This window comes from Microbulbifer maximicatervae (SeqCode) (genome assembly GCF_052467225.1).
Window position 1 is genome coordinate 4,659,574 of record NZ_CP174303.1, and the last position, 20,165, is coordinate 4,679,738.

Annotated in this window: 17 protein-coding genes; 2 read left to right on the forward strand and 15 right to left on the reverse strand. The window is 44.3% G+C overall.

Features of this window, described 5'->3' with window-relative positions; genetic code table 11:
- Positions 1–3: 3 nt before the first annotated feature.
- The 8 genes from rfbA to ACJJIZ_RS20130 form a co-directional block, all read right to left on the reverse strand.
- Positions 4–936 carry a glucose-1-phosphate thymidylyltransferase RfbA gene (gene rfbA, locus ACJJIZ_RS20095; RefSeq protein WP_444914613.1) on the reverse strand — a complete coding sequence of 311 codons (933 nt, stop codon included), beginning with the start codon at positions 934–936 and terminating at the stop codon, positions 4–6.
- A 276-nt stretch (positions 937–1,212) separates the two neighbouring features.
- Positions 1,213–2,847, reverse strand: a complete 1,635-nt coding sequence (locus tag ACJJIZ_RS20100; RefSeq protein ID WP_444914614.1) for a polysaccharide biosynthesis/export family protein — start codon at positions 2,845–2,847, stop codon at positions 1,213–1,215.
- 89 nt (positions 2,848–2,936) lie between these two features.
- Positions 2,937–4,121, reverse strand: coding sequence for a KpsE/RkpR family capsule polysaccharide export protein (locus ACJJIZ_RS20105; protein ID WP_444914615.1), 1,185 nt, complete (start codon positions 4,119–4,121; stop codon positions 2,937–2,939).
- Positions 4,122–4,123: 2 nt separating this feature from the next.
- Positions 4,124–4,828: an ABC transporter ATP-binding protein gene (locus tag ACJJIZ_RS20110; RefSeq protein WP_444914616.1), complete on the reverse strand. Its 705-nt coding sequence runs from the start codon at positions 4,826–4,828 to the stop codon at positions 4,124–4,126.
- Positions 4,825–5,616 carry an ABC transporter permease gene (locus ACJJIZ_RS20115; RefSeq protein WP_444914617.1) on the reverse strand — a complete coding sequence of 264 codons (792 nt, stop codon included), beginning with the start codon at positions 5,614–5,616 and terminating at the stop codon, positions 4,825–4,827. The genes ACJJIZ_RS20110 and ACJJIZ_RS20115 overlap by 4 nt, the downstream gene beginning before the upstream one ends.
- 1,487 nt (positions 5,617–7,103) lie before the next feature.
- Complete coding sequence (locus ACJJIZ_RS20120; RefSeq protein WP_444914618.1) at positions 7,104–7,394, reverse strand: YciI family protein; 291 nt, start codon at positions 7,392–7,394, stop codon at positions 7,104–7,106.
- Positions 7,395–7,656: 262 nt separating this feature from the next.
- Positions 7,657–8,034 carry a hypothetical protein gene (locus tag ACJJIZ_RS20125; protein WP_444914619.1) on the reverse strand — a complete coding sequence of 126 codons (378 nt, stop codon included), beginning with the start codon at positions 8,032–8,034 and terminating at the stop codon, positions 7,657–7,659.
- 183 nt (positions 8,035–8,217) lie between these two features.
- Complete coding sequence (locus tag ACJJIZ_RS20130) at positions 8,218–8,496, reverse strand: hypothetical protein (protein ID WP_444914620.1); 279 nt, start codon at positions 8,494–8,496, stop codon at positions 8,218–8,220.
- A 660-nt stretch (positions 8,497–9,156) separates the two neighbouring features.
- On the opposite strand from ACJJIZ_RS20130, the gene ACJJIZ_RS20135 reads away from it, so the two are divergent.
- Entirely contained in the window at positions 9,157–9,525 is a 369-nt protein-coding gene (locus ACJJIZ_RS20135; RefSeq protein WP_444914621.1) for a hypothetical protein, read from the forward strand.
- A gap of 230 nt (positions 9,526–9,755) precedes the next feature.
- On the opposite strand, the gene ACJJIZ_RS20140 is transcribed toward ACJJIZ_RS20135, so the two are convergent.
- From ACJJIZ_RS20140 to ACJJIZ_RS20155, 4 genes are all read right to left on the reverse strand, one after another.
- Positions 9,756–10,376 (reverse strand): Type 1 glutamine amidotransferase-like domain-containing protein, encoded by a 621-nt coding sequence (locus tag ACJJIZ_RS20140; protein ID WP_444914622.1) that lies wholly within the window; start codon positions 10,374–10,376, stop codon positions 9,756–9,758.
- Positions 10,377–10,908: 532 nt separating this feature from the next.
- Positions 10,909–11,274 (reverse strand): hypothetical protein, encoded by a 366-nt coding sequence (locus ACJJIZ_RS20145; protein WP_444914623.1) that lies wholly within the window; start codon positions 11,272–11,274, stop codon positions 10,909–10,911.
- A gap of 458 nt (positions 11,275–11,732) precedes the next feature.
- Positions 11,733–12,065 (reverse strand): hypothetical protein, encoded by a 333-nt coding sequence (locus tag ACJJIZ_RS20150; RefSeq protein ID WP_444914624.1) that lies wholly within the window; start codon positions 12,063–12,065, stop codon positions 11,733–11,735.
- Positions 12,066–12,163: 98 nt separating this feature from the next.
- Positions 12,164–12,895 (reverse strand): C39 family peptidase, encoded by a 732-nt coding sequence (locus tag ACJJIZ_RS20155; RefSeq protein ID WP_444914625.1) that lies wholly within the window; start codon positions 12,893–12,895, stop codon positions 12,164–12,166.
- Positions 12,896–13,321: 426 nt separating this feature from the next.
- On the opposite strand from ACJJIZ_RS20155, the gene ACJJIZ_RS20160 reads away from it, so the two are divergent.
- On the forward strand, positions 13,322–13,963 hold the full coding sequence (locus tag ACJJIZ_RS20160; RefSeq protein ID WP_444914626.1) for a hypothetical protein: 642 nt from the start codon (positions 13,322–13,324) through the stop codon (positions 13,961–13,963).
- 228 nt (positions 13,964–14,191) lie between these two features.
- On the opposite strand, the gene ACJJIZ_RS20165 is transcribed toward ACJJIZ_RS20160, so the two are convergent.
- From ACJJIZ_RS20165 to ACJJIZ_RS20175, 3 genes are read right to left on the reverse strand one after another with little or no spacing between them, the layout of a single operon-like run.
- Positions 14,192–14,416 carry a hypothetical protein gene (locus tag ACJJIZ_RS20165; RefSeq protein WP_444914627.1) on the reverse strand — a complete coding sequence of 75 codons (225 nt, stop codon included), beginning with the start codon at positions 14,414–14,416 and terminating at the stop codon, positions 14,192–14,194.
- A gap of 25 nt (positions 14,417–14,441) precedes the next feature.
- Entirely contained in the window at positions 14,442–14,825 is a 384-nt protein-coding gene (locus ACJJIZ_RS20170; RefSeq protein WP_444914628.1) for a hypothetical protein, read from the reverse strand.
- Between the two features lie 19 nt (positions 14,826–14,844).
- Positions 14,845–20,163: a hypothetical protein gene (locus tag ACJJIZ_RS20175; protein ID WP_444914629.1), complete on the reverse strand. Its 5,319-nt coding sequence runs from the start codon at positions 20,161–20,163 to the stop codon at positions 14,845–14,847.
- Positions 20,164–20,165: the final 2 nt, after the last annotated feature.

Sequence of the window (20,165 nt, forward strand, 5' to 3'; positions counted from 1 at the left end):
CTTTTATAATCCAGAGGCATAGCGACGCGTATTGAGAGATGAGGTTTCACCATTCTCAACCAAAATTTGCATCAAATATTTCCCATAGCCACTTTTCATTAAGGGTTGAACTTGCGCTTCTAGCTCTTCTGCACTGATGAACCCTTTACGATATGCAACTTCTTCGGGGCAGGCTATTTTTTGGCCTTGTCGGCGCTCGATTGTTTGAACAAAGTGGGCGGCATCCAGCAAATTATCATGCGTTCCAGTATCCAACCAGGCACTACCACGTCCAAGGCGCTCTACATCTAACTGATTCTGGGCAAGATACACTTTATTGATATCTGTGATTTCCAGCTCACCGCGTGCACTTGGCTGTACTTCTCGGGCAATGTCGCACACTTGCTTATCATAAAAATAAAGGCCAGTGACCGCATGATTAGATTTAGGCTTTTCAGGTTTTTCCTCTAAGCTTACAGCTCGACCACCGGCATCGAACTCAACAACTCCATATGCTCGTGGGTCTGCTACTCGATAGCCAAATACTGTAGCTCCCGTCTGTCTAGCATCAGCTTGCTGCAAAATTTGACTGAAGTTGTGCGCATAAAAAATATTATCACCTAGCACAAGAGCGCTATTGTGATTACCTACATGCTCCCGTCCAATCAAAAATGCTTGGGCTAAGCCATCGGGAGATGGTTGCACTGCATAAGAAATATTAACCCCCCACTGTGCACCATCTTCAAGCAAACGCTGGTATAACGATTGCTCTTCTGGTGTCGTAATAATTAGGATATCTCTGATACCCGCCAACATTAAAGTCGTTAAAGGATAATATATCATTGGCTTATCATAAACAGCCATTAACTGCTTCCCTACACCCTTTGTTAAGGGGTATAAGCGTGTACCAGAACCTCCAGCCAAGATAATTCCCTTCCGATCAGAAGACCCCTTCACAGTTTTTCCCCCAACATTGAATTAATATTCATTTATTAATCACATCAAACAATAAAAGCTGATGCAAAAGTACAGGACTTACAGACTTTACAACCCAGGAAAGTTATCAAACTTTAGAATGACAAATTCGGAGTGAATAATTACATACAACACTTAAAATCGGTATGGCATAAGACTTACAGCTTATAACAGCCTGTAAGGAAACCAACCATGCCGATTTATATCGTGCAATATGGGAGCCAACCTTAAAAAAGTTTACAACCTTTTAGTACCAAGTTAGAAAGATAGAACTGCAGCGGTTCCAACAGCTATACGATAGAGTATTTCTGTTACATCTTTGGTTACTTGTAATTCACTGGAATGAATTTTTGGCATAATCATAATTTCATCTCCGGGGCGTAATCTATCCCCCAAGCGATTATCAAAATCACCATCTTCTATACGATTAATCGTCCCATCGAGATGTAGAATCACCAACTCTTTGCGGTTTGCATTATTGGCAAATCCGCCGGCTAACTCTATATAGTCTTCCAGAGTGCGCTTCTTACTAAAGACTAGAGAAGTTGGGAAAATTACTTCTCCCACGATCGACACAGTTGATGATTTCAAAGGCACAATAAGCTCATCACCATCTTCAAGCAGCATTTCTGCAGCGTTTGGATTGTTCGCAATAACAACCTGGCCTCTGGGTTCAGCCTTCCGCGCTTGTTCGATAAAGTTCTGAATCATCATGGCGTTATCTTTTTGCGCAGATTTTTCCAGGTCAGTATTGGGCTGGCGAGTTAGAACCTCCATCTGAAGCGCATCTAAAGAACGATCAAGAGCGGCCCGCTGCCGATCAGCGACACTCTTCCTGTACAGCTGTATAGAGTTTCTGTCTGCATTATCGCGAAAACTCAATTGACTCAGTAACTCATCAAGAGTAGCGCCATAGGGCAGTACATAAGTTGCAGGCCCATCCAACTCACCGGATACCCTGATTGAGATAGACTCAATATCGTTATCCCGTACCAACTCTATATGCGCTCCCGGATAGAGGCGTGTGGTCATGGCATTTGCAAGGGGCATATAGTCAGCTTGCTGAAGACCGTCAATTACCTGAGTAATTCGTGCAAAGTTCGCCTGAGGGTCAGGCTTTGTTACGAGGAGCATCTCGCCCAGTTGGGTGTAGGGCCCAGTAAATTCCATCTGTGCGGCTTGCTGCACCGCTCCTTCAACTGTCACCGAACCATTGCGGGCAGCAACGACTACAACATCGCCATTGCGAAGTTGTAAAGCAGGCATAATTCCATCTACCAGGAAGCTATACAGGTTTACCTTTTGTATTTCCTCTCCCTGACGCATTACTCTGATATCAACAAAGCTGCCACTTTGCTCATCGATACCTCCAGCACTATCTAAATAGTAAAGGATCGAGTCTGAGCTAAAACCGTTATACAGACCAGGGTTCTTCACAAAACCCGTTACAAAGACTTTAACTGGCTGGCTCGCCTCCAAGTTCGCATAAGCTTGCACATTATTCTTGAATACTCGCTTTACATGACGCAGTACAAAGTCATTCAATGCGCCATTCTTTACTCCAGCAACATGGACTGGGCCAACCTCGGGGACAAAAATATTACCTTTCGGATCTACCGGTAATGTCGCACTGAAACTATAGGCACCCCAGAGCTGTAGGTTAACCTGGTCACCAATCGATATTCTATAGTCGGGATTAAATCCACTAAATGGTTGATCTTTAAACGCGCCCTGAAACAGTGACTCCCCAAAAACGGGTATACCTGTCTTAGGGATCTCTGTTGAGGAAACCTCATCAATTAATTGAGTTTCCAATGCTCCAGCCTGAATACTGGATAGTGATACCAACAACCCTACACCAAAACTAAAGCGCTTTATTTTTTCAGTAATCATTTGCTTGTTCTTTGTAAATTGATATTTACTCTGTCAGCGATATCAAAAATTCACCGACACTATTCTGTCTTGAAGCCTTTTGTCTGGCGCTACATCCTATGATCCCGAATAGTCACAACTAGCATCTTTCCTATTCCATAAAGCATTAGCAGAATAATTCCCAAGCTGACCAGGTTATAAAGCTTGTGTGGATACTCTGCTTCTTCTGCTAACGATGGCTGGGTTACCACCATCAAGTGCTTAAGTTTACCTGACGCTTCCATACGAGCAGTTTCCAATGCTTTTAAAGAAGCTGCATAGGCATCGGTTGCAAATTGCAAATCTAGTTCAAGATTCTGGAAATGAGCACCAAGAAAATTAAGCCGCTGCTCTCCTTCCTCTTCCCCTATGCCCACTAGGCGTACCTTTTCTATCTCAATTTGGTTCTCTAACGCATCGATGTCGGCCTGCATGGAGATTACTTGTGATGAATCAGCATTCAGATAAGATTTTGCTGCAGTCAGGTTAGCTCGTTGCTCAGCCAATCGCGCCTCTAACCCTTGAATAATGGTACTGATACCTTTTGTAAGTTCTTCTGGACTTACAACTTTATGACTATTCTGGAAGTCAAGAATTTCTTGCTTAGTACTTCGCAACTTAGCTTGCGCTAAATCAACTTCATTCTTCACAAAAGCCACTTGCTTATCTGCGAGCTGATTGCTGATCTCGTTAACAAAATCTTCTGACTTTTGAATAACTGTCTCAATCAATCTTTTAGCAAAAATCGGATCAAATGCCTGCATCTCGATCGTGACAATTCCCGTGGCCTCATCATGACCAATACCTATATGGTCTCGATAATATTCTAAGTAATCTTCTTGAGTAGCATCTGGAGACAGTCGCGAAAAGAAATCGTAGCGGGTACTCTTGTAATATTCTGACAACTCTAACTTTTCATCCAAGTACAAAGCCATATCTAGCGAATGGATGTAATTCACTACCAGAAAAGCATCTTGAGTATCAGCGCCCATACCAGGAATTAACAAACCTAATGCAGGGGAGGTAGCATGGGCGGAAGTGCTATCTTTCACGATCAACTGCGCACTACTAACATAGCGCTCAGAAACCCAAAATAGATAATATGCCACAAGAACAAGTAGAGGCAGGATAACGAACAAAGCCCAGCCTTTGAGCTTCGGAATATGCCTGGAAGCGTTACTCACTACCCCAATTAGAGCTTTTATCTTTGATGGATTCCGTGCTTGTTGTTCAACTAGCTGGTCTTTAAATTCCATAATTAACTCTTATGTATTTCAGTGGCAGTCTTTTTTGTTTGAACATTTGATTTCTCACCCTGATACAAATCAATAGCCTGATCAACAGTATCAAAAACTCTTAACCCAGCCTGGTCCAGGTATATCCCTACATCACAATTCTTCCGTAGAAGAGGCATAGCGTGCGCCACAATAATAAAAGATGAACTCTTCCTTTTCTCAGCTATGACCTCTTCGCACTTTCTTTTAAAGTGCGCATCACCCACCGACATCACCTCATCAACTAAGTAAATATCGAAGTCAACAGCGATACTTAAACCAAAGCCAAGACGTGAACGCATTCCCGATGAATAACTACTTACAGGAACATCGAAATAATTACCTATTTCAGCAAAACCCTGCACCATATTCATTACTTTGCGCCGTGCACTTCCCCGAATCCCATGTATGCCACAAACAAAAGCGACATTTTCACGGCCAGTCATACTTCCCTGGAAACCACCTGCCAAACCCATCGGCCAGGAGATTCTCTGATTAGTTACCACTCTGCCAGAGTCGGGATAATCAATCCCCCCCATTATTCTTAGTAAAGTTGACTTTCCTGCTCCATTTCGACCAAGAATGCCGATATTTTTACCCTCAGGGAAAGACGCATTTACATTTTCAAAAAGTACTTTTCGTCCGTGAGGTGTACGGTACGATTTAGTTAAGCGTTCTAATCTAATCACCGACTTTTTACCAAATCACGCCAATTTGCTCTATAACAAAGCAAGCCAAAAAACAGCATCGAAACAGAAACAAATCCTAGATAAGCCAGACTTCCAAAGTGTCCACTAAAGTTGCTAAATAATGCTTCGCGATTTAATTCAATAACATGTAGCAAGGGGTTCCATACTAAATAAACATGATATTCCTTTGGAACCTGTTCAAGCGAGAAGAAAACCCCAGACAAAAAATACAGAGGCCGAATAAGCATAGGGATCACTTTAGCCACTTCTGGAAACCTCTCTCCCAAAACACAAAGCACCAAGCTAAGTCCTAGACAAAAAAAGAAGAATAGAATGTTAGTTGCTGTGAAAAGTATGAAATTATTAAAAGATGTGGACACTCCAAACCATGCAAATACCACCATCAGTACTACTAGAGTTGCCAGATAAATAACAAGCTCCAACAAAACACGACTTAGAACTGCATCAAACGGCCTCAGTTGCCGATAGTTGAACAACCCTCGGTTTGAAGCCACTGCAGCTAACCCCTTTTGCACACAATGATTAAAGAAAAGGAAAGGTGCAATTCCTCCAAGCATGAATAGTGGGGTTGGCACCCCAGGGTAAAACTCATCTTTTAGAAAGCTGAAAACGGCCACGAGTACCATGATATGGAGCGAGGGCTCCAGCAACATCCAGGCATATCCCAGTCGCCACTTTCCAAAGCGAGTTTTCATCTCCCGCACTAGCAATGCGTAAATTACATCACGCTGAATTTGCCAGACGGAGCGTTGAACTGATGGATGCATAGCGATTACTTTCTTGGCAATCTGTGAACCAGTCGTTACCCAATCTTGGGTTAGAACTGAGACAATTAATTCAAATAATATCGGGGCATTCTTGAAGCTAAAATGCCTTCGCTTGTTGGGTCGGCTCTATCGAGACACGACGCCACCACTCTGGGCCGCCAAGCTTAGTTCGAGCTCAAGGCACCGCAAAATGGACGCGGAATCCTATCGTAGCGCCCGTTATTAGTCATTTTTTAATTAATTACGTGCCATTACGTTCGTCCCAACAGTCTAGCTGAAAGCTATCTATAGTGGACGATATGCCCTTCTAGATGATCGCCAATGATGACTATCAATTTCTCTATGAACAAGCAGGCGGTACCTCCAGAATGCATATTAGTCGCGTCCAACAATGCTATCACTCACGCATTTTGCGAATGTGAATACACAAGCATTAACTGAGAGAAACAGACGCAAACAGACATTAATAGAGAACTTAATGCCATATTCGGCCTAATTGCTGAGATCCCGTACTGATTAAGATATAACCAGCTCCGAGTCTCTGATACATAACTCTTTCAAGATTTACCCAATATTTCTGAGCAAAATCCACGCCAAGATAACTTTTAAAAGGGAACTTAAGGTGTTAAGGAAGAGGCTATTCTATCTAAGTAGAAACTCCCAACACTTTGCCCCAGATTTGATAGTCAAATTTGGCACATCTGTACAACATGATCTTACTGCTCTCCATCTAACTCGCTGTAGGTTAATGAGAAGAAGTAATTGGGAGTGGCCAGAAAGTTTAACCGCCCAGTATCAAGACCATTTTGGTACTTAAGTATCACTTTGCTTTTGGCACAGTAAGATTAACCTCAAGGGGCGAGTAAGACCTTTTTAAGTATCCCTCTGCTTGTATCCCAAACCCTACTTTCACAGAGATCAACAAAATGTGTGATGTTATGGATATGGCTAGTATTCATCCATTCTCCATAGGGTTCATGATTAGCTCGAAAAACCTACTGAACAGTGGCGATTAAGGGCATAGGGGCAAAATACAGAGAGGTCCTCACCTCCCAAATTCCATACGTTATCAGTGCTCCTAGGCTGAAAGCTTCCCATTGAGTATGGGTCTTGCAGTGCTTCTAAATAGTGATTAACGAGTGGCTTATCTCTGTTGGTCCTTCGATTAACTGAGAATAAACCCTACTCTCTGTATTCACCTTTCTTCATACCTGACAAATCACAAGCATAGGTAGAATCATTTTCAGCTTTATCGTAAATACCAAAGCAAAAGAACAAGGGCATACTGTAGAATATAAGCCCCAAAAATAACAGCGTACCTAAGACTGCCCATAGTAGTTTTACTTTCAGGTGATTTATAGTTCTCTCCTCAATTACATATTTTCTGCTGCCTCATTTTGTCTATTTGTTCAATTATGCTCAACTTAGGCCAATATGTTCCAAAGAGTTGTGCAATCGAAAAACTATCATCCTTCTTAATTTTTTGTTTAAGTATCAATCAGAAACTCTAACTCTGGTGAGGATTTTGTCGGTACAACTTGTGTCACTTCATAAGCAGCCAATTCCTCACGATAGAATGGATCTTGTTTTAGTACCTGATCTAACGCAGACCGACTATCTATGGTCACCAGGATTACCCCACCTGTGCGAGGCTCCTTACGGCCGGAAAGCTGGAAATATCCTAGCTCGTAGTACTTATTCAAAAAATCAATGTGCTCTGAAATAAACTTTTCCACCTCCTCAAGGGGTTTTGTATAGGTAAGGGATACTATGAACATGCTGATCAACCTCTACTTGCAATTCAAAATATCAAAAGTAGAGATCGTAGATTTATCTTCCATCCAATCTCTTATTAACGTAGATTGCCAATCTACAACTCTCGACTTCATTAGAGGAGCATTATACCTACAGGCAGTCTGCAAATAAGGACAAAGAGCTCGGTATTGATGCCTAATAAGTAAGGACCTTTCCAGATAGTATTACCTCAAGTGCAAAATCCAAATAAGGATTCAATAAGACCCCAAATTAATGAGGAATAGATTAACAGTTGTCTATTTGATTTTTGGTTAAAAGCCAATTTTCACGATAGTAAATACTTGCATCATAGTGGAACGTTAAAGTCTTCGGATCCAAATAATAGGGAAAACCACTATTACTGGATATAATAAAGTCATATCTTGCTAAGGCATGTTCTTGAAAAGAATAATACTGACCATACTCAAACTTATTACAGGTATCGCTGTGAATCTTTAGTAACCTATCAATAAATATAGCTTCTCTATTATATTTATTCATATGTTCCACTAATTGTGCCCTAGCATCCAAAAAACTGGAAATAACAAAACCAAGCACAAATGCACACAAAATTACTATGTACTTTTTGATAGATAACTTTATTCGCTGATATCCTTCTGACATCTGGTGATCCTTAACAGTTAAATTAGTCGTATAAATCAGCTTGATTGTAATTTTATGGTGCAAATATGGACTTTATTTTAGCTACTCTATGAGGCAGTGAATCGTCAGCATACGTTGTGCATGCTGACACAAATAAGCCGGAGTATTCAGCGATTAATAAACTCAGGATTATACGAATGAGTATTATCGACAAAGAATCATAACAGCTTCACCTCTTGTTCCACCAATACCTCCCCCTACAACTTTCCACCCCTCGGGTACTTTTACAGTTTTCTCTGGAACTTCCCCTTTGTTTAATGACCTTCCAGATACTTGCCATAAAGTAGCAGCAAAGCATTCACTTAGCTGCTCATCTGATTGCTCTTTACTCTCCTCAGGATCAGCTTCAGCAAAAGCGTTTAAAGCCCCAAGAGAAACTACTAATCCAAGTAGTCCAGAGAATAAGATACTATGCTTTTTCATTGACTTCCTTTTAGAACTAGCTCTTAAACTTCTTATTTATCCTTTACGATAGGAACATATGGCCGACTAAGAAGTCAATAAATACACCCTCTTTTATTTTAGATTGAGCCACTTTTCTCTATCTGACCAGTCGAAAGATTTCTAAAGTGGAGAATAGATATTGAGAACTAATTTTTATCTTTCTAATGACTCTACAAATAACCATCGAAATAGTGACCGAAGAAAGTTTCCAAGTAGCTCATACGTAGCAAAGGCTACACGTAAAGTACCGTTTCATAATACCCGAAGCGTAATATCAGGAATTTGGTCTAATAGATAAAAGTGCATAATATCTCTTGTAGGCACCCTCAAATCACAAGTAAGCATACCCTAATAAGTATTCACCCCAACATCAAAAAATCTAGGCGATCTGAAAACCGTATAATTTAGTTGGTATTAGAGGACTGTCATATTTAGCTTTTTTTGAGTTCGCGAATCATAGATGTCGCGATGCGCTAAATAAGAGGTTCGCTTAAAGAACTTCTTGTAAGTTTCCCACCTTCATTAGTAAAAAATACAGTCCTATAAAGCATTTGAGCATTTTCCAAGCAGCAAGCAAAGTCTGGTTGTGGCATCATATTCAACTACGTAAATTAATTTTCAGCCTATGGAAACGATGTAATGTGTAAAAAGTTATCCATTAAAACTGGCCTTACCATCCTAGCGTCCGCAATTACTTTGATGGGATGTACAAGTGCCCAGGAAAAAGAAGCGATGCAGAAGATAGTATTTTCTAACGCTGAGGCTATAGCTGGATGCGTACTAGTAGAAGATGTAACATGCAAAACGATCAGGGTTAACCAGGGAGATGTTTGTACTCCTTGGTTACAAAAAAGGGCTGTGCGAAGAGGTGGAACCCATGTGGTTAAGGCTTCTTCAATGGCGCAATTTGGCAATATCTATATGCCTAATGGAGTATCAGCAGGTAAGGCTGTAACAGGCACGCATATCCCAGCGAAAATCTATAACTGTAGTGCTGCAAGCGAATAAGCACTAACATTGCCAGGGAGCAAGTCACATTATCACTTGCTCCCCGGCAGTATTCTTTAACATTCCGCTCAGCTCAAGCGTAACTTCTTGCTTCCCCCAATTTTAAGCTACTCCTTGAAAAAAAAGCCCTAAAGAAGAGAGAATTTATATTTCTCTTCGCCACTAGGTAATTGCAGCAATTTTAATGAGATATAGATAGTATGGCTTATCATACAATGGATATCGACTCACTAAGACACCGCAATCCAGGTCTCTGCTTCCCCATCGATTACAGCGATCAACTGATTGTTACTGAATGGAGCTAATTCCAGCTCATCTGAATATTTGGAAATAACAAGTTCCGCAGCATCCTTAAACGGTTGGTTTCCATAGTGAGGTAAGGGATAGAAGTGCACAAGATTTAACCCTTCATAAGACTCTAGATTCTTCGCTGCATCGGGATTATCCATCTCCTGAATATACGCGATATTTGGCGAGAGGATTACAGTACCTGCCGACTCACCTATATAGGGCTTACCCAGCCTAATCTGCTCCAACAAGATTTTGTCTGCACCACTTCGCCTAAGTTCTTGAAGTAGGAAATAGGTGTTACCACCAGTTACATAGATATACTCATTGTTTTGCAGTTTATATTTAATCTCATCCACTGAAGCCTTAGACACTTCCAATTCATCTACAATAAGACCTAACTGCTCCAGCTCCTTCTTGGCATCTTCCACATAAAAAGTGATCTCTTCGGGAATGCTTGCAGTAGGGATGAATGTAACCCTCTTACCTTCAAGCCGTTTATCAAAACTCGCGATCGCGCTCGCGACTTCAGCAAAATACGAAGTCAAGAATAGCTTGGCCATATATTTTAATCCTTTAAAGTACTTAATTAATCAATTACTTGATATCGATATAGTTTACTCGAGATGTGAACAGGTCAATAAAGATGTATCACATTATCCGATTATGTATGGAGAGCCCAATATTATTTTTTTATTATCTCGCAACAAAATCATCAATTACCGATTCCACCTTGAAAGTGGCCAACTTTGTCACTAAATCCAATAATAAATGGCGAAGCTTCTCCCCCCTGATTTTTACAGGAATGTTTATATCAGGCTGGTTTGACTATGAATTTCAACAATATTTATAAGCAGCTAAAGCCAAGTTTAAAGTATGATCTAAGTGGAACTAACAGGTAACCAAAATCACTTCTTTATCATTCACTATCTTGGCATCTCTCATAGAACCAGAAGCATAAGCAAGCAAAATCTGTAAGAACCATATTACATAAAGATTCGGCAGCTTAACTTTTGTACCATTTACCTAATAGTAGGAGCCAATTAGCATACGCAAAATGGAGGGGGAGATAAGTCGCTCCAGAGGCTGCGGCTTTTACTGCCCTTGTTTATGATGCATTTTTCGTACACGATCTTTCGGAGTGAGCACTCTTGCTCCCGAATCTACCTGAATCCCACCAGTGATATCTAACCATTTAGCAAAAAACGAATATATTTTGGTATAGCCTTCCCAGCCTTTAAAGTAGCCGAAAATCGCAGCCGCGATATAAACCACAAACAAAGTACAAAAGAATATGGCTTCACGGCCAGGAAAAAACAGCTCTTCCATACCTCCTTTGGGGTTTACCCCCCGGGCGAACCCCATAATTAAAATCACATTAGAAAAAAGCAGAAGAGTTACCGGAATACAGCCTAGCATTATCCCTCGAGCAATTTTCTCCGGTTTTGTTGGCTGATACATGTATTGCACCGATGATTAAAATCGATTGACTGGAAGGCAAGGCGTGATAGGAATTTTAGGCAAAAAAAAGGGCCTAAAAGACCCTTTTTTTATTTTGCGAGTTCTGGATAAGAGATTTTCCATCTCTTCTCGCACCCCTTGATAGACAAGGGAAATTTGGTGGAGCTAAGCGGGATCGAACCGCTGACCTCAACACTGCCAGTCTTCCGTACACAAAAATGTAACTTGCTGATTTGTAAGGGAAAACTGCCTTTTCCAATCTAAAGTCCTTAACTATCCTCAATGATACCACAGCGACGCCTTAACTACGCCCCCCACCAACAACTCTTGTCCTTTCCTGATAGGCATGGGCCTATATCTGCCATTGGCAGACAATAGCCGCTCGCTTTAGGTCCAAGATTTTGCAGATTAGCTGGCCACCCAGGGCGACTACGCAGCGCTGTGGCGAAGCCACGCTTTTAGCTGTCCGGCGCCAAAGGCGCGTAGTTAATTGACTTGTATGGTGTTTTTGGCCAAAAGGAGCACTTCGCTACATGCAGCATTAACGCTATTGCTGGAAATGCCCAAAAAATTGCTATGAATGCTGAAAATACTACGGACAAAACACCAACGACAGTGCCTATAACAACCAGTGCTTTAGGTGCGCGATTATCTCTTACCCAGTAAAACAAAATTAAAAAATATAAGATCCATGCAGCAATGAAAAACGGGAAAGCTATTTTCAGCGACACTCCTATAGCCAAAAAAGATAGGCTTGAGCATAGAATCGCAGTAATAAGCCTGTATTTCATATGACACCTAACGTCCACGTAATCGGCTGGGCGCGCAGAGCGTGTCCAGCCCGATGGAGGCCCGTAGGGCTGGAACGAAATTCACGCGCTTGTTATGTTTAGATTTTTAACTTTATTGCACCATCAATTAATGCAAGGTCTGCGCTACTTTTAATATGCATACCTTGCCCAAGTTGAATATAACCTCCAGCTGATCTTGGTAGGCCTTTCTTGTTTCCAGTTAGAGTGCCACTTTGGATAGTTGAAACCTTAACATACTCATTAGCGAACGATGAACCAGCTCGAGGAGCAGGGTCATGGATAATTAAAGAGCCTGAGGTATAACCCACAAGAGTGACCCAATGACCACCCACTCTTTTATATGTATCAATACCATCTAGTTTGTACCACCCCACATTGATCAGCACAGTCGAGTCGCTGCTAACACCTTCTTTAAGCCAATGAACTGATGGTACTTTAACGCCACTTGAATATTGGGCTGGATGTTTTCTCCATCCTTGATATTCAAGTAATTTAACTCTCCCAAATAATTCAGCAGAAATTTTATCAATGCCTCGTAGCATGCCACTTGTACCAGTTCCATTTTTTAAACTGGTGTTCATGTAATTTTTTGATACAAGCCTCTTAATCAATGTTTTTTGATCTATTCTCTGGTCGTTAAGCCAGAAAAGCGAGTTTGATGCTGCTACTGGGCCACATAGCTGTTTACCATAGCCATACTGTTTTTCAGTGATATCCGTTTGGGTGAAGTCAGGGATTTCATTGATATAAGCTGAATTTGCTATTGCTTGAGTTGATATAACCAAGATAAGGGTAATTATATATTTCATGTTAATTGCCTAAAAAATAACACTTACTGGGATGAAAGTATGGCTTAATAACTTGACGAATAACCATAGTCACTTGTTATACGATTACCCACAATAGAATACTTTCTGTATTTTCATATTCTTGTTGAAATGCGCATACATGCAGCCCTCGTAAATTTCACCATCTATAAGGAAAGATTTTCTAAGACGTAGGTGTTCGTTGGCTCGAAAGCGTACAGACGTACCGTTCTCACTACGAACTATGTCGTATGGGTGGCTATAGATAGGTATCTGACTACCATACTTAAAATTTAGATAAAATTTAACCTAAAAATTTTTAAATCATTTAACGCTTTACGAAAATAAATCATTAGAGTAGGCTCCGTGCCCGTCAAAATAGTTTCAAATTAATTTGGCAAGCTAAAAAAAGTTAAAGGATGTAACTCAATGAAAAAATTCTCTGCCCTTGTTCTCTCCATCTTTTTTGTTCTATGTGGGCAAGCCCACGCAAAAGACACTCTTTACGGCGGCGAGTATCTTTATCCAGGTGATAAATTAGTATCCAGTAATGGAAAGCATGAACTTCTCTTAGCAAGTAACGGAAGCCTACAATTACGTCAAGAGTCATCACTTATATGGTCCTCCATGGTTCATGGAAGTGATAACTGGAGAGGAAGTAAAACTGGTAACACCGGCATAAAGGCAGTCATGCAAGCTTCAGATGGTAATTTTGTAGTCTACAGCTCAAACAATGGTCCTATTTGGTCTACTTTCAAGAGAGCAAGCTTCGACAACAAAAACTCAAAACTCATATTACAAAACGACGGTAATCTTGTAATCTATAAACCAGATATGACTCCTATTTGGCACTCAGGTACTGTTGTAACCCCCAAACAATGTACAACTAAAAAAATCGACATGTGGGGTGGAAAAGTCCAAGACGGATACATCTGGAACACAAACACCAGATGCACTGTTTATGTTCCACTGTTGCCTAGCTCTAATAAAGTAAGGCTTCCATATAATGGACAGCTATGCGAGGTTAAACCTGCCTATGCTGGCAAACGCAATCACACTACTTGCAAGTAATTTATAAATTGAATTAATACCGTAATACCAACCCCTTGTACAAAGGGGTTGGTATTTTGCCAGTCAACGAGTTTAGCATTCAGCTGCTACCTTCAAAGCTCGCTCTCTTCACTTCAATTTGTCAGCCACCATCTTGACTGTAAAAAACAGTTTTCACTAGCCTTTAACAGCACTCCCTCTACTCCTCTACTCCTCTACTCCTCTACATTCATCAAAATGCTACCTAACTCACCTGACTACCCCAGCTAAATCTGTCGAAGTATCCCCAGTAATCTGCGGCAATGTCGCCGGGCGGTTGGCTACCTGCCAGCCGCTGCTGCCGTTGATATACAGCAGGCCATCTGCCTGATTCAGTGCGACCTTGGCGGGGAAGAATTGCCAGTAGCCGGGGTCTGCCACATAGCGGGCGAGCTGGCCGTCCTGGCTTGCTCTCTCGTTGGCACCCTCGCCCACGAACAACGGTCACCATCAACCATACTCACCCACTCGGAATCGCCATCGCCGCAATCGAGCTGTGAACCGCCAGGCGGTTCGCCACTTCACCAATACAGTCAGAAACAAGGCCCGCTGCCTCGTCAACCACATTGACTGCCTGCCCTGCATCGGTGGTGAGTGTTTTCGTGGTTACGTAAACCATATCCATCGGATCGCCGGCGGCATCGGTCTGTACGTTGTTCTGGTCGTCAATCACGGCGATCACACACTTAAGCACAGCTGCTGCTTGAGCTTCAGCACTTGCGGGCTCGGTCTTTTGTGTAATTGCAGCTCGCACAATCGTGCCGGCACTGTGGCCGTCGTCGATAGTGTAGGCAAACTGCCAGGCCTCTAAGTCCGGCACGGTTATCGGGGAAAAGCTGGGCATTCCTGATGCTCCTAATCGATTAAGGTTTGTAGGCGTTATGGGTAATTACTCGGTGTTTAGGATCAACGCCAGCCGCATAGCTGATATTGCCAACCGAGATTTTGTAGACGGTGCGGGGACCCACGCATTTGACGCTGACGACAGTTTCCCAGGTGAGCGGCTCGTCGTCATGCAGCACTCCCAGCTCTACGCCCTGGCAGTCCTGAGCTAAGTAGACACGGCCTGCACTATCCGTCACTGGAGTTTCTCGACTGCAAATAACCTGTGCGCCGCTCTTCATGGTGAGCAGTACGCACAGCACCTTATCTTCGGGCTTGACCGCTTCTATCGGTGCTAGATGGGTATCGCTGTCGCCAAGATCCCAGCAGTGAATGAAATCGCCAGGGCGGCAATCCTCTGCTATCAAATCGACGCGCAAGTAGGTGCCTGCGGCAATGCAATACGGGTCCCTTGGGATTGTGGTGCCCCCACCATTGGCGGGTGTGGTGATAGTGCCCACGGCTCGCCGCCCGATTCCAGCCGCCAACTGCCAGATCTGCGTCGTTGCATAGTAAGTAACACCACCTCCAGCATAATTAGCATCATCCACGTAGACATAATAGGTGGTAGAAAAGCTCAAACCGGTAATAGAGCCACTGTTATAAGCAACAGTGAAACCTGCGTACTGAATAGTGTGGGAAGAGATTGATATTTTTGCTGTGGTTCCGTCATCCGTTGCTGACAACACTGTGCTGCTAGTCGGTAAACTAGCCACGCTGCCCATATTTTGCTGCAAGCTGCGCTGGTCGGCTATCTGGCCGGATTCATTTAGTCCACTCAAATACTGAGCGAAGCCGATTAATGGGCGCGGGTTTTGGTAAATGCCACCGCTCTCAATCATCTCTGACGAAGACAGATAAATCTCCCCGATAATCAAATGCTTTTCTGTTGGCGTAAATGAAACCCGCTTGGTCGTAGACCCATCATAGTAATGATACTGATATTGCCCGCGCTCAATAGATACCGGCATCGCTGAACCGCTTGCGTTCCAGTCTCCATCCGTATCTGTGACAATATAAAACTGACCAGATAAGCTTGGATTCAGCTGTATGGCTGCAGTGGTTACTTTTTTGCCGCCCCACATAAACCAGCCAGGCAAATTGCCATCGGGATTACCGTTAGAATCAAAGCCACACAATTGCGCCTCACCTGGGTTCGTATCATCTCCAAGGTTCGATCCACTATTTATTTTCAGGTAAAGCCCATTGCCGGTAGGCTCGACCGTATCAATGCGAACATAATCTATCTGCGCCCTACCCTGCTTATTGCCACCATGATTAACAATGACTACAGGGGAGAAAGAGCGCACATCCGCCTGCAAGTTAGCGGGCTGTGCGATCGTATTTTTCCCTGTCCCGTTTTCTTCCGCATCAGAGCTAGCATTCCCTTGAAAATAGCCGGTGTACTCTTGCCAGCCATCCCCAGCAGCAGACACCCATGAACACGCCACATAATGCTGATTGCTGTATGAGTCATCACCCGTGCGGTTGCAGAGGGTGCCGTCAGCACGGTAGCCATTGACCCCAATAAATAAGTTTCTGTCTGTGTCATATTCGTCGGCAACCCACACGCGAGCCTTAATGCGGTAAAGCGCATCGGCATCAAATGGGAAGCGCTCAATATACTCAAGCCATGCCTCTGCATCCGATGGAAAATTGCCGCTAGTGCCACCAATGCGCAGCACGTTGCCCCCGACTTTCGAATCAGGAATATTTTTATTTACGTAATAAACATTACTATCGATATTTCCGCCAACGATGGGCCAATCATTCGTGGCGGTGCTATCTAAAAACGCATCAAAAAAAACCGAAGCAGAGGCTTGCTGTGCACGCAGCTGGGCACGGCGCACACTCTGCATTGAACCAATCAGTATGCCGTCATCGGTGAACTGACCCGTGGTCTCATCGTAGCCAAAAACATTGCGGGTAGCGTAAAAGGCCTGCTCACGGTTTGCCTCAACAATAGCTTTCAGGAGTGCCATTTTTTGGTTGTAGGCATATTCCCAATTGCTGTCGAAAATAGTGCGACTGATTGAGGTATCGTCCTGGCGACTATCCCATGCCGGCGTCAATCCCTGCAGGTAACTCGTCAGTGCCGTCAAAGCATTAGTAAATGCCGCACGCTCCGCATCGAGCGCGGTACCGAAATTACTGGCCAGCGTATCTAATTCGGTTTGATCATTTTCCAGCTGGTTGTATTCGCGGATTAGCTGCAGCTTTTCGTTTCTGTGCAATACACCATCAGCAGAGATGTTGCCGAGATCCTCAAGTGCAGCTTCCGCGTCAAGAGCGGCTTCTTCAGCTGCGTCTAGCGCGGCCTGAAGATCTGGGTCAAGTGCAGGGTCTTCATGATCTGGGTAAGCAATACGGGACTTGGGCACAAACAGCAGGCGCACGACATTCGTGCCTAAACAGGTACCACCGAGGCCAGCACGGCCGGGACTATTCGGGCTGTCGCCATAGCAGGCAATTATTTTACTGTTAGTCAGTACTGGCATTGGGTTATCGGTGCCATCCACCAGAAGAACAATCCCGCCAGGTGCGCCACCGCCGCCACTGCCACCAGATTGGCTAGACGTGCCGCCGCTCAGATCTCGACCTGGGTTGCCATCACCGCCGGAATTAACAATGGAACCCGCGACGCCTATGGCGATGCCGCGTGCAACTACAACGATGCCAGCACCACCACTGCCCCCGGCACCTCCCATGCCGGTTGGTTCGTAACTCCTATCGACATCAATATATTTAAAAGAGGCACCACCACTTGCGCCACCACTTCCGCAGAGATCATCAGGAATCCCCTCCAGCTCTCCACCATAGTTCTCAATACTAAGTGGCGGCATCACCTCATTGCGGCCAGTAACCACTTTGCCGCGTGATGCTAGATTAACGCGACTGCTGTGACTGGAGCGGCCCGACAGTGTGCCCGAGCCACCGCGACAAGAGCCCAAAAATCCCGCATCGCTGTTGCTAGGCAAGCCACGCAATGTGCCTTCAATTTGCAGCACCCCGCGCACGCGCAGCTCCACATTGTCGCTTACCGATAACGTGCTGCCTGCGGGTATTGTGAGGTCGCCGGTGTGGTAATAGATTGCGCGGCTGTCGGCGTTGCCGGCAAGTGTGCCATCTGCGGTGAGGAAACCATCAGCATCAATCGCGAGGCCCGCGGCGGTCATTGCTGTGCCTTCGCTTTCATACCACGCGTCTGGTAGTTCGGCGCTGGTGCTTTCTGCTTGATCGGCAATCATGCCGGCAGGTTGGAAGCTTCCGAACAGATCAACACTGACCGCACCCGTCACCTGATTAATGCTGACTCTCTGAACCTCCATAGCACGATCCAGGCTGTACTCATCCAAGCCTAAAGTGGGGACTAGTCTGATGTAATCCAGCTCATAGCTATAGTCTGCAGTGTGGTCATGGCCAATATCGATACGGATTAGCTCGATATCACCGCCGGTCCAGTCGCTCTCTTGAGTGAGGTCTAATACAAGGTCCTGCCACTCGTCTTTGGTATTGTTCATCCGCTCGATAAGATCGAGCATTTCATTCGCGCCCGCCGAAAAATAACTGCTGCTTTCGGTGTGCTTAAAAAACAGTTTACTGCCGGTGCCTGCAGCGATCGGCTCATCACTGGTACGACGAATGCGCAACTTTATATAGGGCAGATCCACACCAGGAAAAGTGGGGGAGAAAGTGCGACTAATCCAGGGATTCTCCCCAAGGACATTAACCGACAATACCCCATTGCTCACGTTGGATGCGGTGATACCGTCACGAGGTATCCAGCCCTCCGCATCACTGGTGAAATTAAAATCATAGGGCCTATCACCACGAATCGAGTGATCGCGCAGCTGCGGTAAACTCACTCGCACTATATCCCCTACTTCCAGGTCATTCTTACTGGGGAGTAATCCCAAGCGCAGGCTCAATGGCGGGCCGGCAAATCGATCTCGCAAAGCATCAAAGGTATTTTTCAGCGTGGTATAAGTGTGGCGAGAGTTATGTAGCCCGCGAAATTGCAGAGTGTGCTGCTTGGCTTCGCCGTGAGTAGCGATAGAGTCAACATCAAGCAAGTTATTACTACGCAAATATTTGCCATCAAATCCAGGCTGCTCAAACCAACTCCATTCAACGGAAAAAACATTACGTATACCCGCTAAATTGTATTTCAGCTCACCCAGGTTGGTTACATCGTCAGGGCTGATAGTCGATACACTGCCAGAGTCGGCAAGCACGCCCGCCATGCGACGAAACCCCAACTGGCCGGCAGCATTAACCGGCATAAACGCGCCCAATAGCAGGTTGATTTCGGTCTCGATAAACTTCTTGCCATCCGTTTTTTCGAGGCCATCAAAACGCAGAATCTTACCTTTGGTATGGTCGCTGGGCTTGTACCAATCTGAGCCGATATTTTCGAACTGATCGAGGACCACATAGTTAGGATCTATCCCCAAGTGCCAGTTGCTGGGCAAGACATCATTGGTACCCAGAATATTCCCTGTGAGGAGTGCATAGGCCAGCTGGGGGCCAGGCCCTTCCAGGTAAATATACTCCTCAACTTCAATGCCGCTTTCATCATCACTATCTTCTGGCAGGATATGATCGCGGTCATGGGTACCGAACAAGCCCCGCGTGCAGCCGGTAAAACTGCTATCGGTTTTACCGGTAGCCCGAACAATTTCGAAACCATCCTGATATTTAATTTTTAGGTAGTACACCGATTGGTTCCACGCATCACCATAGGCGGCAGTGTGCGGGTTGGGCTCGAACTCACTCGCATCATAGACCGGCAAAGTGTCTGCCGACTTTAAAAAATCCGCAGACAGTCGCGTGGTATTGAGCACAAAAATATCACTGCGCATTGCCCGCTGAATGTCTCGACAGCGCACACGATAGATACCGCTCGCATAAGAAATAGATTCCTCTGCAATCTGGGTCTGCTCTAACCGGAAATCCTCCCAGTCGAGGCCGGCAAAACCTTGATAAAGACGAACGGTGCGCCCCTTTATACCTCGCCCCTGCTCCAGCTCATCACGCAGTACATAGGATAACTGAGCGGCGATATCCACAACCTCAAATGAGATGGCCCCTATTTCTGCCAGCCCTTGCTCAGGGATAATTTTCTGGCTAGTTGCACTGCATTTTTTTAATGTGCCGAGAATCGAATTGGCTGGCAGCCCAGGAATATCCGTATGACTACTGATATAGAGCGGCAGGTCATAGTCGATCTCAACCACTAACCGTAATTCCCGCTGCGGCGCTTGGTTGTATACATCAAAGGTTTCGGAGTTGTTGCGCATAA

Coding starts and splice junctions, on each gene's coding strand:
- ACJJIZ_RS20100 (WP_444914614.1), bottom strand. CDS start 2,847: ATGATTACTGAAAAAATAAAGCGCTTTAGTTTTGGTGTAGGGTTGTTG.
- ACJJIZ_RS20105 (WP_444914615.1), bottom strand. CDS start 4,121: ATGGAATTTAAAGACCAGCTAGTTGAACAACAAGCACGGAATCCATCA.
- ACJJIZ_RS20115 (WP_444914617.1), bottom strand. CDS start 5,616: ATGCATCCATCAGTTCAACGCTCCGTCTGGCAAATTCAGCGTGATGTA.
- ACJJIZ_RS20120 (WP_444914618.1), bottom strand. CDS start 7,394: ATGTTCATAGTATCCCTTACCTATACAAAACCCCTTGAGGAGGTGGAA.
- ACJJIZ_RS20125 (WP_444914619.1), bottom strand. CDS start 8,034: ATGTCAGAAGGATATCAGCGAATAAAGTTATCTATCAAAAAGTACATA.
- ACJJIZ_RS20130 (WP_444914620.1), bottom strand. CDS start 8,496: ATGAAAAAGCATAGTATCTTATTCTCTGGACTACTTGGATTAGTAGTT.
- ACJJIZ_RS20135 (WP_444914621.1), top strand. CDS start 9,157: ATGTGTAAAAAGTTATCCATTAAAACTGGCCTTACCATCCTAGCGTCC.
- ACJJIZ_RS20140 (WP_444914622.1), bottom strand. CDS start 10,376: ATGGCCAAGCTATTCTTGACTTCGTATTTTGCTGAAGTCGCGAGCGCG.
- ACJJIZ_RS20145 (WP_444914623.1), bottom strand. CDS start 11,274: ATGTATCAGCCAACAAAACCGGAGAAAATTGCTCGAGGGATAATGCTA.
- ACJJIZ_RS20150 (WP_444914624.1), bottom strand. CDS start 12,065: ATGAAATACAGGCTTATTACTGCGATTCTATGCTCAAGCCTATCTTTT.
- ACJJIZ_RS20155 (WP_444914625.1), bottom strand. CDS start 12,895: ATGAAATATATAATTACCCTTATCTTGGTTATATCAACTCAAGCAATA.
- ACJJIZ_RS20160 (WP_444914626.1), top strand. CDS start 13,322: ATGAAAAAATTCTCTGCCCTTGTTCTCTCCATCTTTTTTGTTCTATGT.
- ACJJIZ_RS20170 (WP_444914628.1), bottom strand. CDS start 14,825: ATGCCCAGCTTTTCCCCGATAACCGTGCCGGACTTAGAGGCCTGGCAG.
- ACJJIZ_RS20175 (WP_444914629.1), bottom strand. CDS start 20,163: ATGCGCAACAACTCCGAAACCTTTGATGTATACAACCAAGCGCCGCAG.